Source organism: Corynebacterium yudongzhengii (assembly GCF_003065405.1).
In the GTDB taxonomy this organism is placed as follows: Bacteria; Actinomycetota; Actinomycetes; order Mycobacteriales; family Mycobacteriaceae; genus Corynebacterium; species Corynebacterium yudongzhengii.
In genome coordinates, this window is sequence record NZ_CP026947.1 from 2,427,763 (window position 1) to 2,443,243 (window position 15,481).

The following is a 15,481-nucleotide window of genomic DNA, read 5'->3' on the forward strand; positions in this document are numbered from 1 at the left end:
TCACTTAGCGGCGTACACACCACGTGTGTGTTATTCGGTTAATTAGTACCAGTCGCCTCAACACCTCACAATGCTTACAACCCTGGCCTATCAACCCCATCATCTACAGGGAACCTCACACAAGACCTCATCTCGAAACAGGCTTCCCGCTTAGATGCTTTCAGCGGTTATCCCTCCCGCACGTAGCCAACCAGCCATGCCCAAGGCAGAACAACTGGCACACCAGAGGTACGTCCATCCCGGTCCTCTCGTACTAGGGACAGCCTTCCACAAGTCTTGAACGCGCGCGGCGGATAGAGACCGAACTGTCTCACGACGTTCTGAACCCAGCTCGCGTGCCGCTTTAATGGGCGAACAGCCCAACCCTTGGGACCTACTCCAGCCCCAGGATGCGACGAGCCGACATCGAGGTGCCAAACCATCCCGTCGATATGAACTCTTGGGGAAGATCAGCCTGTTATCCCCGGGGTACCTTTTATCCGTTGAGCGACACCACAACCACAAGTAGATGCCGGATCACTAGTCCCGACTTTCGTCCCTGCTCGAGAAGTCCCTCTCACAGTCAAGCTTCCTTGTGCACTTACACTCACCACCTGATTACCAACCAAGCTGAGGAAACCTTTGGGCGCCTCCGTTACCATTTAGGAGGCAACCGCCCCAGTTAAACTACCCACCAGGCACTGTCCCCAACCCAGATCATGGGCCAAGGTTTAGACATCCAACACAATCAGAGTGGTATTTCACCAACGACTCCACAACCACTAGCGTGGCTACATCAACGTCTCCCACCTATCCTACACAAACCATGCCGAACACCAATACCAAGCTATAGTGAAGGTCCCGGGGTCTTTTCGTCCTGCCGCGCGAAACGAGCATCTTTACTCGTACTGCAATTTCACCGGGCCTGTGGTTGAGACAGCAAGGGAGTCGTTACGCCATTCGTGCAGGTCGGAACTTACCCGACAAGGAATTTCGCTACCTTAGGATGGTTATAGTTACCACCGCCGTTTACTGGGGCTTAAATTCTCAGCCTCGCACACCAAAGCATGCTAACTGGTCCTCTTAACCTTCCAGCACCGGGCAGGCGTCAGTCCGTATACATCAACTTCAACGTCTTCGCACAGACCTGTGTTTTTGATAAACAGTCGCTCCCTCCTATTCACTGCGACCACCAGAAGCCAACCCACCGCAACGAGTGAGCAACCACCAGTGGCACCCCTTCTCCCGAAGTTACGGGGCCAATTTGCCGAGTTCCTTAACCACAGTTCACCCGACCGCCTTAGTATTTTCTACCTGACCACCTGTGTCGGTTTCGGGTACGGGCCGTACATGTACATCGCTAGAGGCTTTTCTCGACAGCATAGGATCACCACCATCACCCACAAAAGGGCTACGCATCACGCCTCACACTTTAAAGGTGTACGGATTTACCAACACACCGTGCTACACGCTTGCACCACAATCCAAATAAGTGGCGTAGCTACCCCACTGCGTCACCCCATCACTTGACTACTACCAGATCAGGCCCCACCACACACCACCAACACCAAACATTAAAAATGCTTAGCTAAAAGGCAGCATGCGGTGGTTAGTATCACCGATTCATCAGGGTCGCACACACACGGGTACGGGAATATCAACCCGTTAACCATCGACTACGCCTGTCGGCCTCGCCTTAGGCCCCGACTCACCCTGGGAAGACGAACTTGACCCAGGAACCCTTAGTCATCCAGCGGTAAGGATTCTCACCTCACACTCGTTACTCATGCCTGCATTCTCACTCGCACACAATCCACCCCACCTCACAGTAAAGCTTCACCTCATGCACGACGCTCCCCTACCCAACAACACAACTGTTGCTGCCGTGGCTTCGGCGGTGTACTTGAGCCCCACTACATTGTCGGCGCACGACCACTCGACCAGTGAGCTATTACGCACTCTTTCAAGGATGGCTGCTTCTAAGCCAACCTCCTGGCTGTCTTCGCGATCACACATCCTTTTCCACTTAGTACACCCTTAGGGGCCTTAGCCGACGATCTGGGCTGTTTCCCTCTCGACTATGAAGCTTATCCCCCACAGTCTCACTGCCATGCTAAAACTTCACCGGCATTCGGAGTTTGGCTGGTATTGCTAAGATGATCGTCCCGCTCAACCAACCAGTCGCTCTACCTCCGGCAAGCACACACAACGCTGCACCTAAATGCATTTCGGGGAGAACCAGCTATCACGGAGTTTGATTAGCCTTTCACCCCTACCCACAACTCATCCCCTCAGTTTTCAACCTAAGTGGGTTCGCGCCTCCACAAAGTCTTACCCTTGCTTCACACTGGCCATGGGTAGATCACCCCGCTTCGGGTCCAGAACATGCCACTTAAAAACACACAAAAAGTATTCGCTTTCGCTACGACTACCCCACACGGGTTAACCTCGCGACATGCCGCTGACTCGCAGGCTCATTCTTCAAAAGGCACGCCATCACCCCAACAAAAAAGGGCTCTGACGGATTGTCAACACACGGTTTCAGGAACTCTTTCACTCCCCTCCCGGGGTACTTTTCACCATTCCCTCACGGTACTCAATCCGCTATCGGTCACACTGAGTATTCAGGCTTACCGGGTGGTCCCGGCAGATTCACAACAGATTCCACGAGCCCGTTGCTACTCGGGCACACAACCAATGCCACTGATCATGGTCTTCATGTACAGGACTCTCACCTACTCCGGTCACCCATCCCAAGGCAGTTCCACTAACCACACCAGCAACACCACACAATGACAGTCGCATGAACAGTCATGGCCCACAACCCCGCATACGCAACCCCTGCCAGGTATCACACGCACACGGTTTAGCCTCATCCACGTTCGCTCGCCGCTACTAACAGAATCATTATTATTTTCTCTTCCTACGGGTACTGAGATGTTTCACTTCCCCGCGTCACCCCCAACACACTATGCATTCACATGTTGGTGACACCCCACAACGAGTGCCGGGTTACCCCATTCGGACATCCTCGGATCAACGCTTTGTTGGCAACTCCCCGAGGCATAACGCAGCCTCACACGTCCTTCATCAGCTCAGCATGCCCAGGCATCCACCATGCGCCTAAAACAAACACACACAAGATACGCCAGAACAAAAAACACTAAGAACAACACACCCACCCACCAAAGCAAGCGAGTGTGCCTTAATAGAAGAAAATCATTATTGCTCGCGTCCACTATACAGTTCTCACACAACACCACCACCAACAACCAACCACCCACAACAAGGCAATCAATCATCAATGATGCACAACAGGGAACAATGTTGCCCCAGACACCCAACAGCATGCCAACAGTCACTTAAAAAACCCTTTGCTGCCCCCACACATGACATGACACCCCACCAGCACGCAACAAACGCACCCAGGTGTGTTTCACACGCCGAAAAACAATAACGTGGCAGCAACACACACGGTCACTCAACCACACACCCACAAAAGCCTGTGGGCACACAAAAACTCCTTAGAAAGGAGGTGATCCAGCCGCACCTTCCGGTACGGCTACCTTGTTACGACTTCGTCCCAATTGCCGATCCCACCTTCGACCACTCCCCACCAAAAAGGTTTAGGCCGTGGGCTTCGGGTGTTACCAACTTTCATGACGTGACGGGCGGTGTGTACAAGGCCCGGGAACGTATTCACCGCAGCATTGCTGATCTACGATTACTAGCGACTCCGACTTCATGGGCTCGAGTTGCAGACCCCAATCCGAACTAAGGCCGACTTTAAAGGATTAGCTCAACCTCACGGCATCGCCACCCGTTGTACCGACCATTGTAGCATGTGTGAAGCCCTGGACATAAGGGGCATGATGATTTGACGTCATCCCCACCTTCCTCCGAGTTAACCCCGGCAGTCTCTCATGAGTCCCCAACCAAATGCTGGCAACATAAGACAAGGGTTGCGCTCGTTGCGGGACTTAACCCAACATCTCACGACACGAGCTGACGACAACCATGCACCACCTGTACACCGACTCCAAAGAGAAACTACATCTCTGCAGCGATCCAGTGCATGTCAAGCCCAGGTAAGGTTCTTCGCGTTGCATCGAATTAATCCACATGCTCCGCCGCTTGTGCGGGCCCCCGTCAATTCCTTTGAGTTTTAGCCTTGCGGCCGTACTCCCCAGGCGGGGCGCTTAATGCGTTAGCTACGGCACGAGAAACGTGAAAGCCCCTCACACCTAGCGCCCACCGTTTACGGCATGGACTACCAGGGTATCTAATCCTGTTCGCTACCCATGCTTTCGCTCCTCAGCGTCAGTCACTGCCCAGAGACCTGCCTTCGCCATCGGTGTTCCTCCTGATATCTGCGCATTTCACCGCTACACCAGGAATTCCAGTCTCCCCTACAGCACTCAAGTATTGCCCGTATCGCCTGCACATCCGAAGTTAAGCCCCGGAATTCCACAGACGACGCGACAAACCACCTACGAGCCCTTTACGCCCAGTAATTCCGGACAACGCTCGCACCCTACGTATTACCGCGGCTGCTGGCACGTAGTTAGCCGGTGCTTCTTCTCCACCTACCGTCACCCCAAAAGGGCTTCGTCAGCGGCAAAAGGAGTTTACAACCCGAAGGCCGTCATCCCCCACGCGGCGTCGCTGCATCAGGCTTGCGCCCATTGTGCAATATTCCCCACTGCTGCCTCCCGTAGGAGTCTGGGCCGTATCTCAGTCCCAATGTGGCCGTACACCCTCTCAGGCCGGCTACCCGTCGCCGCCTTGGTAGGCCATTACCCCACCAACAAGCTGATAGGCCGCAGGCTCATCTCATACCGCAAAAGCTTTCCACCACACCCCTACAGTGCAGTCCTATCCAGTATTAGACCCAGTTTCCCAGGCTTATCCCAGAGTACAAGGCAGATCACCCACGTGTTACTCACCCGTTCGCCACTCGAGTACCAGTGCAAGCACTAGCCTTTCCGTTCGACTTGCATGTGTTAAGCACGCCGCCAGCGTTCATCCTGAGCCAGGATCAAACTCTCCACAAAAACAAAAGGCTCGTGAAAAGCCCAAACCTGACAAACACACACCACACAACAAAACAGTCACACAGTGTGTGTAAATCCAAAAATTACATGAACAAACACGCATGATCATGCCATCGACGAGACAAACACAACCACACGCTAAAAATCCCCACCCACAAAAAGTGAGCAGACACAACATCCATGCGCCAAAAACAAAAAGCCAACCAACCCCCAGGCAACGAGAGCACACCACACACGAAACAAACGCATGCAGCATCACAGTGGTTGACCCCGGCACACACCCCAAAAAAGGGCAAGATGCCACACCACACACAAAGGCGGGGACAACAAAAACTATTGGCACACTATCGAGTTCTCACACAACATTGGCTCCGCTCTCGCGGGCCGGAGATTCACCTTAGCAGCTAACTTTCTTTGAAGTCAACCTGGAGTTCATCTCCTGTCTACCTGGAAGCCATTGACCTTTCGGTCTGTGGCCTCGTCGGCGACGGAGATAAAGCTACACAAGACCTTCAAGGAAGCAAAATTGGCAGGTCATCGGGTTATTTTTCACCTTTATGGCGAGCATGGTGCCACCATTAATCACCGCAGCAATCCGCACGCTAGATGTACATGCCGCGGCTTTCTGCCACTCTGTCCACCAACTCGTGCAGCGCCGCCCTGGTGAAGTCGAGGCGGACGGCTTCGTCGATAAGCGGCGCGAGAAACGTGGCCGCGAACTGTTCCTTGCGGCGGGCGAGCACCCGCTGCCGGGCCTGCGCGGCAACGAACATGCCGATACCGCGACGCTTTTCTAGGATCCCGGAGTCGACGAGGAGGTTGAGCCCGCGCCGAGCAGTGGCCGGGTTGATGGAGTGGAAAGCGGCCAGCTCATTGGTCGACGGGGCCCGGTCGCCGGTATCGAGGGAGCCATCAGCGATGGAGTCCTCGATGAGTTCGGCGATTTGGCGAAAAAGCGGGTCAGCGGAGTTATCCATGGGGCGTGCCCTACCTGTTCATCGGTTAGTTAACTCACTAATGAACCTAGAGCCAGCGGGATCCTCAACGCAACCGCAAAAGGCGGCGCGGAAGTTTTACGCAAGTCCCCAGCCTGCAAACATCGACGTGGGCAGGCTTTTCCGGCATGCTGGAAGTGCAAACGAATGCCTTTTAGTTAGAGAGAACACGGAAATTAGGAGCCATGCTTGAACGTACAACCGTCTTCGTCGACACCTCTTACCTGCTCGCGAGCTTTTATAACTCGTGGGAAACGGGGGCACGTTCTCAGCTAGAGATCGATCTTCCCGAGGTCGTGGCCGTGCTCGGGAACATGATCAAGGAACAACTCGGCCAGCCCATCCACCGCCAGAACTGGTACGACGGCATCCCGGATTCCGGCCCGCACCGCTACCAGCGTTCGCTGCGCTCGTGCGACGGAGTCCAGCTGCGCACCGGTCAACTCATCGAGTGGGGTGAACGGCGGACGCAGAAGGGCGTCGATACGCGTTTGGTCGCGGATATGGTCATCACCGGCTACCGCCGGGAGGTCTCGGACATCGTGCTCGTCTCCGGCGACGCCGACATGATCCCCGGCGTCCAGGAGGCCACCCACCACGGAGTGCGCGTACACCTCTACGGCTTCGGCTGGGACTCCATGTCCTCGGCGCTGCGCCACGCCTGTGATTCGACGACGATCCTCGACCCGCGCGAGGACTTCGCGGATGCCATGCAGCTGCAGGTTCTGGAGGGGCCGCTGCCGCCGTCGATACGCGAGCGGCCCATCGATGACGCCGAGCCCGTCGAGGATCCGGGCATGACGCCGGTGCCTGCCGGTTCGCCGCTGCACCCCGAGACGCCGACCGCGCAGTACGACAGCACCGCCGCCGAGCCGCCGGTCTCCAGCGAGGAGCGACCGGCGGAGGACGCCGCCACCCCGCAGACGCCGTCGGCGCAGCAACCTCCGGCCGCCGCGGGCGAGGCGAAGGTCAAGAAGTCGGACGAGGTCAGCGAACCGAATGATGAGCCGACCGAGGCTGAGGCGGAGATCGCGAAGCAGAAGTCGACGCCGAAACCCTCGCCGGCCAACATGAACCGCACGAGCTCGGCGCCGAAGCCGTCGATGATGGCGCCACGTCGCAAGCTGCGCTCGCGCTATGTGCCGCTGCCCGAAGAGGTGTGGACCTCGGCTGGGTTCCAGACGCCTTTCGACGTCGGCCAGCAGTACGCCACCTGGTGGTTCGACAACGCCGCCACCAGCCACCAGCGCGACAGCGCCCACCTGCTCTCCGGCGGCGGGCTGCCCCCAGAGATCGACCGTCCGCTGTTGCAGTTCGCGTGCGAGACGCTGCACGAATACACCCTGAGTGAAAACCAGCGCGTCAACCTGCGCGACGGTTTTCACTCCGGCATCCGCGGCGTGCTGATCAACATCAACCGGACGGACTAGGACGGACTAGTCCTTGTTCGCGGACGGCGTCTCGCCGTTCGCATCGCCGTCCGCCTCCGCCTCCATCTCGGCCTCGATCTCCGCCACGATCTCGTCCTGGCGGGACGTCGAGCCAGAGTCGGCGGAGCCCGAGTCCAGCTCCTTGTTCATCGACGCGCGAATCTCGTCGAGTTTGCTGGTCGCGGCCATGTCGCGGCCTGACATGGAGATCTCGGCCATGCGGTCGTGGACGGTGTTTTCGGTGAGCTCCTGGGCGCCCAGGGCATCGGCGTAGCGACGCTCGATCTTGTCGCGCACACCGTCGAGGGTGGGCACGCTGTCGTCGTCGCTGAACTGCTTCATCGAGTCCATGGCCTCGGCGTTCTTTTCCTGCATCTTCGCCTGGTCGGCCTGGGCCTGCAGCTTGTCCACCTCCGCGAGCTGCTGCTGCAGCCGCGCCTCGGACTGCTGCTGTTGCTGCTTCGCCTGCTCGGCAGCCTGCGTGGCTGAGGCGTGCATCTGCTTCGTGTTCTCGAGCTCCTGCTCGACGGTCACAAGCTGGGAGGCGATGACCTCGGCGGTGTTGTTGAGCTCTGCGGCCTTGGCCTCGTCGCCGTTGGCGGCGGCCTCGTCCGCCATGCGCAGGGCGGTCTGGGCCTTCTTCTGGTAATCGGCCTGAGACTTCACCAGCCGGTCCAGCTGCATCTCGAGCTGACGCTGGTTACCGATGACCTGCGCGGCCTGCTCAGAGATCTCCCGGTGCTGCTGCTTGGCCGCGTCGACGGCCTGCTTGATCTGCACCTTCGGGTCGGCGTTCTCGTCGATCTTCTGATCGAGCGAGGACATGAGGTATTTCCAACCCTTGCTGAACGGGTTCGCCATGAGTCTCGGACCTACTTTCTATCGGCAGCATTACGCAGGCAATAGCGCCTGAAGTTGCCTCCAGCCTACAAACGAATCACCCGGCGCGCCGCCCGCCGTGAGGCTAAGGGCAGCTGCGACCGGGTGAGAGCGCGCAGTTGGTACGAGAGCTTAGTTCTCGCCCTCGGCCTGCTTCTGCTGTTCGGCGACCTGCTTGCGCACGTCATCCATGTCCAGGCCCTTGACCTGGGTGATGAGGTCCTCGAAGGCAGCCGGGGGCAGTGCGCCGGCCTCGCGGAAGACGAGGATGCCGTCGCGGAAGGCCATCAGCGTCGGGATGGATTGGATCTGCAGGGCGGCGGCCAGCTGCTGGTTGTTCTCGGTGTCCAGCTTCGCGAAGGTGACGTCCTCGTGGTTTTCCGAGGCCTTCTCGAAGGTGGGGGCGAACTGCTTGCAGGGCCCGCACCAATCGGCCCAGGCGTCGACGATGGTGATGCCGTCGGCGCTCACGGTCTTCTCGAAGTTCTCCTCGGTGACATCAATGGTGGCCATGAAGTCTCTCCTTAAATCGTTACTGCACGTAACTCGATGACAAGGTTGTGTTCGGCTACAACCGTACAATCCCGCCAATCATTCCCGCCGCGATTAATAACCGAGTTCGCTGACGGCGGACACCGCGATCACCGCCCGCTCCGGCGGATAGGCTGGGGCCACGAAAGGTGCCAGATAAACCGTCCAGAAAAGCACAGAAAGGATCCCCCATGGCTGAGACCAAGAACTACACCGTCACCGGTATGACCTGCGGTCACTGCGAGCTTTCCGTTCAGGAAGAGATCGCGGAGATCCCCGGCGTCACCGCGGTCAGCGCTGATCACACCACCGGCGCGGTCACCGTCACCGGCGAGGGTTTCGACGACTCGCAGGTCGCCGCCGCCGTCGACGAGGCCGGCTACTCCCTTTCCTAATACCCCCTAGGGGTATAGACTTGCGGTTATGGCTGCCCCAGACAACATTCTGATCAACCTGGGCGTGACCGGGATGACCTGCACGTCCTGTTCCTCGCGCGTGCAGCGCAAGCTCAACAAGCTCGAAGGCACGCAGGCCAGCGTCAACTACGCGACCGAATCCGCCGCGGTCACCTATGACCCGTCGACAACCACCCCGGATGATCTCATCGCCACCATCCGGAAGGCCGGCTACGGCGCGTTCCCGCTCGACGAAGAAGCCACAGGCGCCGACACAGGCGCAGACACCGACCGCTTCGAAGCCGCCCACTCCTCCGAGGCCCGCGACATCCGCAGCCGCCTGATTTTCTCGGCCATACTCACGGTCCCGATCGTCGCGCTGTCGATGATCCCGGCGCTGCAGTTTTTCAACTGGCAGTGGGCGGTGCTCACCCTGACCACGCTCGTCTACGTCGTCGGCGGGCTGCCCTTTCACCGCAACACGCTGATCAACCTGCGCCACGGCGCGACCACCATGGACACGCTCATCTCGCTGGGCACCACAGCCGCCTACGTCTGGAGCATCTGGGCGCTGTTCCTCGGCGACGCCGGCGAGCCCGGCATGACCATGCAGATGTCGCTGCTGCCCGATGAGCACGCGGGCGACGAGATCTACTTGGAGACCACCGCCGTCGTCATCACCTTCCTGCTGCTCGGCCGCTGGTTCGAGATCCGCGCCAAGGGCCAGTCTTCGCAGGCGTTGCGCTCACTGCTCAGCCTCGGCGCCAAGGATGCCTCGGTGCTTATCGACGGCGCCGAAACCCGCCAGCCTGCCGACCAGCTCGCGGCGGGAGACATCATCGTCGTGCGCCCCGGGGAAAAGATCGCCGCGGACGGCGTGGTCACGGAGGGTTCCTCCGCGGTCGACGAGTCGATGATCACCGGCGAGTCCGTGCCCGTCGAGGTCACCGTCGGCGATAGCGTCACCGGCTCCACGATCAACGCCTCCGGGCGCCTGCTGGTGCGCGTGACCCGCACCGGCAAGGACAGCACCCTGGCGCAGATGGCCCGGCTGGTCACCGAGGCGCAGCAGAAGAAGGCCCCGGTCCAGCGCCTGGTCGATCGCATCTCGGCGGTGTTCGTGCCGACGGTCATCGTCATCTCGATTATCGCGTTTGTCGCCCACCTTCTCGCCGGCCAGAGCCTTCAGTGGGCGTTCATGGCCGCGGTCGCCGTGCTGATTATCGCCTGCCCGTGCGCTTTGGGCTTGGCCACGCCGACGGCACTGCTCGTCGGCACCTCGCGCGGCGCCCAGCTGGGCCTTTTAATCCGCGGCCCCGAGGTCCTCGAGTCGACCCGCCAGGCGGATGCGGTGATCCTCGATAAGACCGGCACCGTCACCACCGGCGAGATGACGCTCAGCGCCGTCCACGCCGCCGACGGCTGGCAGACGGGCGACGTCCTCGCCTTCGCCGCCGCCGTGGAGTCTTATTCCGCCCACCCGATTGCGAAGGCCGTCGTTGCCCACGCCGAATCCGCCGGCCTCGCGCTGCCGAAGGTCGAAGACTTCAGCGATGTGCCCGGCCAGGGCGTTCAGGGGCTTATCGACGGCCGCGAGACCCGCATCGGCCGCCCCACGACGGACCTGCCCGAACCGCTGGAGGCCGAGTTCCGCCGCGCCCAAAAGCAGGGCACGACCCCGGTGGTGCTCCACGTCGATGGGGACCCCGTGGGCGTGGTCGTCATCGCGGACCGGGTGAAGGGTTCATCGGCCGAGGCGATTCGCCACCTCGAGGAGATGGGCCTGCAGACGTATTTGGTCACCGGCGATAACGAGCCGAGTGCGCAAGCGATTGCGAAAGAGGTGGGCATCGCACCGGAGCGCGTGATGGCCGAGGTGATGCCGGCGGACAAGGTTGGAGTCGTCGAGAAGCTCGAGGCTGAGGGCCGGCACGTAGCGATGATCGGTGACGGAGTCAACGACGCCGCCGCCCTGGCCCGCGCCGAGCTGGGCATCGCGATGGGCGGCGGCACGGACGTCGCGATCGAGGCCTCTGACATCACCCTGATGAACAGCGAGTTGCCGGCGGCGGTGGACGCGATCCGGCTGTCGCGCAAGACGCTGCGCACGATCAAGGGGAACCTGTTTTGGGCGTTCGCCTACAACGTGGTGCTCATCCCCGTCGCGGCGCTGGGCTTTCTCAACCCGATGCTCGCGGGCATCGCGATGGCGTTCTCGTCCGTCTTCGTGGTGGCCAACTCCCTGCGGCTGCGGAACTTCTCGGCCCAGCGCTAGGCCTTAAGACAAGAAAAACCGGAACGCGCCTGTGACTGGGGTCTTTCAGGCGCGTTCCGGGTTAGTTAGCTACCACGAAAACAGGTTGCGCAGGCTATCCAAGAAGCCGCCACGACGATGGCACTTGGTCGCTTCAGCGAGCTCGGCGATGCTGCGCGGCATGTTCAGCAGTAGGAGGTTGTCTTCAGTGCGGGCAACGGTAATGGTTTCGTCCAGCCGCGCCAGGGTGCTGGCGCAGGCCGGGTCTGCGTTGACGGTACGGATGGTCATAGTCTCGATCTCACTCCCCAGTAGTGTGTGAATTCTGCCACGTTCTCTCGGTTACTTCGAGGGTCGGTGACGTCCTGCACCGGACTATAACCCAACGAATCAATCCCCGCACGGTTGGTAAGCTTTACCTAAATGACCTGGTTATAGGGTAGCTTCACCTAAGTTTGTAGACGCGTCCTGCACGTTTGCCTACGTAGATAGTGAGGTAGGGGTCTTTCGGGCCCCATTAATATGTGACTACTCTCACACCGAAATGGCTTGCCGGCGCTTAACCGTGAGCCATGTTGACGAAACGGGAGTAGTGCAGCTGGTGCGCGACCGGCACGGTATCGATCGGGCCGCCACGGTGCTTGGCGACGATAATGTCCGCCTCTCCCGCACGTTCGTTGTCACGGTCCTGCGAATCCGGACGGTACAACAGCATGACCATGTCCGCATCCTGTTCGAGCGAGCCGGACTCACGTAGGTCGGCCAGCTGGGGCTTCTTATCCGTACGCGCCTCTGGTCCACGGTTGAGCTGCGAGATCGCCACCAGGGGCACCTCCAGCTCCTTCGCGAGCAGCTTGAGCTGACGCGAGAACTCACTGACCTCCTGCTGACGGGACTCAACCTGCTTACCCGAGCTCATCAGCTGCAGGTAGTCGAGCACGATGAGATCCAGCCCGGCCTGCTGCTTGAGCCGGCGGGCCTTCGAGCGGATCTCCATCATGGTGAGGTTCGGCGAGTCGTCGATATACAGCGGCGCCTCCTGGATCGCGCCTAGGCGGTTGGTGAGTTTCTCCCAGTCGGCGTGCTCCATGCGGCCCGCGCGCATATCCGCCAGCTTCACCTCGGTCTCCGCGGAGAGCAGGCGCATCACGATCTCCGAGGCGCTCATCTCCAGCGAAAAGATGATCGAGGTTTTACCGTGGTTGATCGAGCACGAGCGCATGAAATCCAGCGCCATCGTCGACTTACCCACACCCGGGCGCGCCGCGACGATGATCATCTGCCCTGCGTGCAGTCCGTTGGTCAGCCGGTCGAGGTCCGTAAAGCCGGTGGGCACACCGCTATCCAGGCCGCCGTCGCGCTGGATGATGCTCAGCTCGTCGACCGTCGGGCCCACGAGATCCTCCAGCGAGCGGTAGTCCTCCGTGGTCTGCTTCTGGGCGACCGCGAAGACCTCCTGCTGGGCCCGGTCGATCACGGCCTCGATCTCCGCGCCCTCCGTACCTGCGTAGCCCCACTGGACCACGCGGGTACCGGCGTCGACAAGCCGGCGTAGCACGGCCTTCTCCGCGACGATCTCCGCGTAGTAGCGCGCGTTCGCCGCCGTGGGCACCCCCGACATCAGCGTGTGCAGATAGGGTGCCCCGCCGGCGCGTTCGAGCTGCTGCATCCGGTCGAGGTGCCCGTTGACCAGCACCGGGTCGATGTCCGTGCCCGCGGCGTACATGTCGAGCATCGCCTGATAAATCAGCTGGTGCGAAGGATAATAGAAGTCTTCCGGGGAGAGCTCGTCGAGGACCTCCATCACGGTATTCGGGCTCAGCAGCATGGAGCCGAGCACGCCCTGCTCGGCATCCCGGTCGTGCGGCGGGCGGCGGTATTCCTCGCTTGCCGACGCCGGGCGCCGCGGCTGGTAGTCCTCTTCTTCGGGCGGTGGGGTGGTGGGCAGATAATCGTCGCTGAAACTCTCCGGCTGCATGCATTCAGTGTAAGCGGCGGGGTGGACATCGGCTTTTCCACTCCCCTGTGGGCACCGCGAGCCCGCAGTTGTCCACAGAATCTGTGGATAACTGCCGAACGTGGTGCTCGCACGGCGTGTCGCGAGGCCGAAGGTCTGTGGACAACTTGTGGATAAACCCGACTGTATCATCGCAAAATCCAGCGTTTGCGCAGCTCAAGGCCTATGCGGCACTTGTGCACAACTACGCACTGAGCGGTGGACAACTACTTGCCAAAACTGCTGCTAAGGAGGTTAACGGCGGCGTCGCTACGCAACCTCCCCGAAAACCGCGGGTTACATCACGGTGACATGCCCCAAGTTATCCACAGGCCCCACAAAGACCACAGGACCCCGTTTTCCACGTGGGAAAACGGGGTCCTGTGGTTGCTGTTGTCGTTGGGCGCCTGGCTTCACCAGATGCCGTCGCGGGACCTAAGAGCTTAGGCGGCCACGACCGAGAAGTTGATCTTAGCGTTGACCTCGGGGTGCAGGGCAACCTCGACCTGGTAGTTACCGGTCGACTTCACCAGGCCCTTCGGGAGGTCAATCTTGCGGTGGTCCAGCACCGGGCCATCGGCCTCACGGACCGCCGCCGCGATGTCCGCGGCGGTGACGGAGCCGAACAGCTTGCCCTTGTCCGAGGTACGTACCTTGACGGCGACCTGGCCCAGGCCGTCGATGGCCTGACGCAGCTCATGGGCGTGCTCAACGTCGCGGACAGCGCGGGCTTCCTGGGCGCGCTTGATCTCCGCGATCTGGCGCTGCGCGGCGCGGGTGGCGACGATCGCCAGCCCCCGCGGCAGCAGGTAGTTACGTCCGTAGCCGTCCTTAACCTCGACGATGTCTCCAGGGACACCGAGGTTATCCACGGCAGCGGTGAGGATCAGCTTCATGATCCCTGCCTTTCGTTATATGCGGGTGTCGATGAACGATGAAACGTCTAGAACGGAGGCTCGTCGTCGTTGGCCCCGCCGAAACCGCCGGACTGCGGTGCCGAGGACCACGGATCGTTATCAGGCTGGTTCGACTGCTGGCCGGAGTTTCCCTGCTGGGACTGGTACTGGCCGGACTGGAATCCACCCTGGTTTTGGTTGCCGCCGCCGAAGTTGCCACCGCCGCCGAAGTTACCGCCTCCGCCGAAGTTGCCACCGCGGTTCCCGCCCTCACGCGGGTTGCGGTTCACCTGAGCGGACGCGTACTTGAGCGACGGGCCGACCTCGTCGACCTCGATCTCGTAGGACGTGCGGTTTTCGCCGTCCTTGGTCTGGTAGGAACGCTGACGCAGGCGGCCGTTAACGATCACGCGCATGCCCTTCGTGAGGGTCTCGGCGACGTTCTCTGCGGCCTGGCGCCAGACGTTGCAGGTGAGAAACAGCGCTTCGCCGTCCTCCCACTGGTTCGTCTGCTGGTTGTAGCGACGCGGAGTGGACGCGATGCGGAAGTTAGCCACCGCCGCACCGGAGGGGATGAATCGGAGTTCGGGGTCCGCAACGAGGTTGCCGACAACCGTGATCGGGGTATCTCCCTGTGCCATGTTTCTCTGCCTTACCTTTCGGAGCCTTGACGAGTTATTACTGGTGCACTCTTAGGCACCAGTATCCGCTCTTACTTGTCAGTGCGCAGAACCTTCGTACGGATGACCGACTCGCTCAGGTTGAGCACGCGGTCCATCTCCTTGACGGAGTCTGCTTCGCAGGTCAGGTTGAGCACGACGTAGACGCCTTCCTCGATCTTGTTGATCGGGTACGCCAGGCGGCGCTTACCCCAGACGTCGACATTGTCGACACTACCGCCATCCTTGCGGATGATATCCAGGTACTTATCCAGGGACGGGGCGACAGTGCGCTCATCCTGGTTCGGGTGCAGGATGATCATGGTTTCGTAGTGACGCACGGACCTCATCACCTCCTATGGTCTCGTAATGTGTATCGGCCATACCCCTTGTGGATATGGCAGGAGGGTCGT

At 60.2% G+C, this 15,481-nt stretch carries 11 protein-coding genes and 2 rRNA genes; 3 read left to right on the forward strand and 10 right to left on the reverse strand.

Going from position 1 to position 15,481, the window contains the following annotated elements:
- Positions 1-21: 21 nt before the first annotated feature.
- From C3B44_RS11175 to C3B44_RS11185, 3 genes are all read right to left on the reverse strand, one after another.
- Positions 22-3,119, reverse strand: a 23S ribosomal RNA gene (locus C3B44_RS11175).
- A 388-nt stretch (positions 3,120-3,507) separates the two neighbouring features.
- Positions 3,508-5,033, reverse strand: a 16S ribosomal RNA gene (locus tag C3B44_RS11180).
- Together the 16S and 23S rRNA genes form the textbook arrangement of a ribosomal RNA operon.
- A 602-nt stretch (positions 5,034-5,635) precedes the next feature.
- Positions 5,636-6,010, reverse strand: a complete 375-nt coding sequence (locus tag C3B44_RS11185) for a GntR family transcriptional regulator (RefSeq protein ID WP_108432430.1) — start codon at positions 6,008-6,010, stop codon at positions 5,636-5,638.
- Between the two features lie 203 nt (positions 6,011-6,213).
- Here C3B44_RS11185 and C3B44_RS11190 point away from each other — a divergent pair, with 203 nt between their 5' ends.
- Positions 6,214-7,458 (forward strand): NYN domain-containing protein, encoded by a 1,245-nt coding sequence (locus C3B44_RS11190; protein WP_108432431.1) that lies wholly within the window; start codon positions 6,214-6,216, stop codon positions 7,456-7,458.
- Between the two features lie 6 nt (positions 7,459-7,464).
- Here C3B44_RS11190 and C3B44_RS11195 read toward each other — a convergent pair whose 3' ends face one another.
- Both C3B44_RS11195 and trxA read right to left on the reverse strand, forming a co-directional pair.
- Positions 7,465-8,319, reverse strand: coding sequence for a PspA/IM30 family protein (locus C3B44_RS11195; protein ID WP_108432432.1), 855 nt, complete (start codon positions 8,317-8,319; stop codon positions 7,465-7,467).
- 150 nt (positions 8,320-8,469) lie between these two features.
- Positions 8,470-8,850: a thioredoxin gene (gene trxA / locus C3B44_RS11200; RefSeq protein ID WP_108432433.1), complete on the reverse strand. Its 381-nt coding sequence runs from the start codon at positions 8,848-8,850 to the stop codon at positions 8,470-8,472.
- A gap of 209 nt (positions 8,851-9,059) precedes the next feature.
- Between trxA and C3B44_RS11205 the strand changes: the two genes are divergently transcribed.
- Both C3B44_RS11205 and C3B44_RS11210 read left to right on the forward strand, forming a co-directional pair.
- The gene (locus tag C3B44_RS11205) at positions 9,060-9,263 is read left to right on the forward strand and encodes a heavy-metal-associated domain-containing protein (RefSeq protein ID WP_108432434.1); all 204 of its coding nucleotides are present in this window, start codon (positions 9,060-9,062) and stop codon (positions 9,261-9,263) included.
- A 28-nt stretch (positions 9,264-9,291) separates the two neighbouring features.
- Positions 9,292-11,538: a heavy metal translocating P-type ATPase gene (locus tag C3B44_RS11210; protein WP_108432435.1), complete on the forward strand. Its 2,247-nt coding sequence runs from the start codon at positions 9,292-9,294 to the stop codon at positions 11,536-11,538.
- Between the two features lie 69 nt (positions 11,539-11,607).
- Here the strand turns inward: C3B44_RS11210 and C3B44_RS11215 are convergent, their stop codons facing one another.
- The 5 genes from C3B44_RS11215 to rpsF form a co-directional block, all read right to left on the reverse strand.
- Positions 11,608-11,808: a hypothetical protein gene (locus C3B44_RS11215; RefSeq protein ID WP_108432436.1), complete on the reverse strand. Its 201-nt coding sequence runs from the start codon at positions 11,806-11,808 to the stop codon at positions 11,608-11,610.
- Positions 11,809-12,076: 268 nt separating this feature from the next.
- Entirely contained in the window at positions 12,077-13,495 is a 1,419-nt protein-coding gene (dnaB, locus tag C3B44_RS11220; RefSeq protein ID WP_108432437.1) for a replicative DNA helicase, read from the reverse strand.
- A gap of 461 nt (positions 13,496-13,956) precedes the next feature.
- A complete protein-coding gene (gene rplI, locus C3B44_RS11225; protein ID WP_108432438.1) occupies positions 13,957-14,409 on the reverse strand; it encodes a 50S ribosomal protein L9 in 453 nt (150 codons plus the stop codon).
- A gap of 47 nt (positions 14,410-14,456) precedes the next feature.
- Complete coding sequence (locus C3B44_RS11230; protein ID WP_108432439.1) at positions 14,457-15,050, reverse strand: single-stranded DNA-binding protein; 594 nt, start codon at positions 15,048-15,050, stop codon at positions 14,457-14,459.
- Between the two features lie 71 nt (positions 15,051-15,121).
- Entirely contained in the window at positions 15,122-15,418 is a 297-nt protein-coding gene (rpsF, locus tag C3B44_RS11235; protein ID WP_108432440.1) for a 30S ribosomal protein S6, read from the reverse strand.
- Positions 15,419-15,481: the final 63 nt, after the last annotated feature.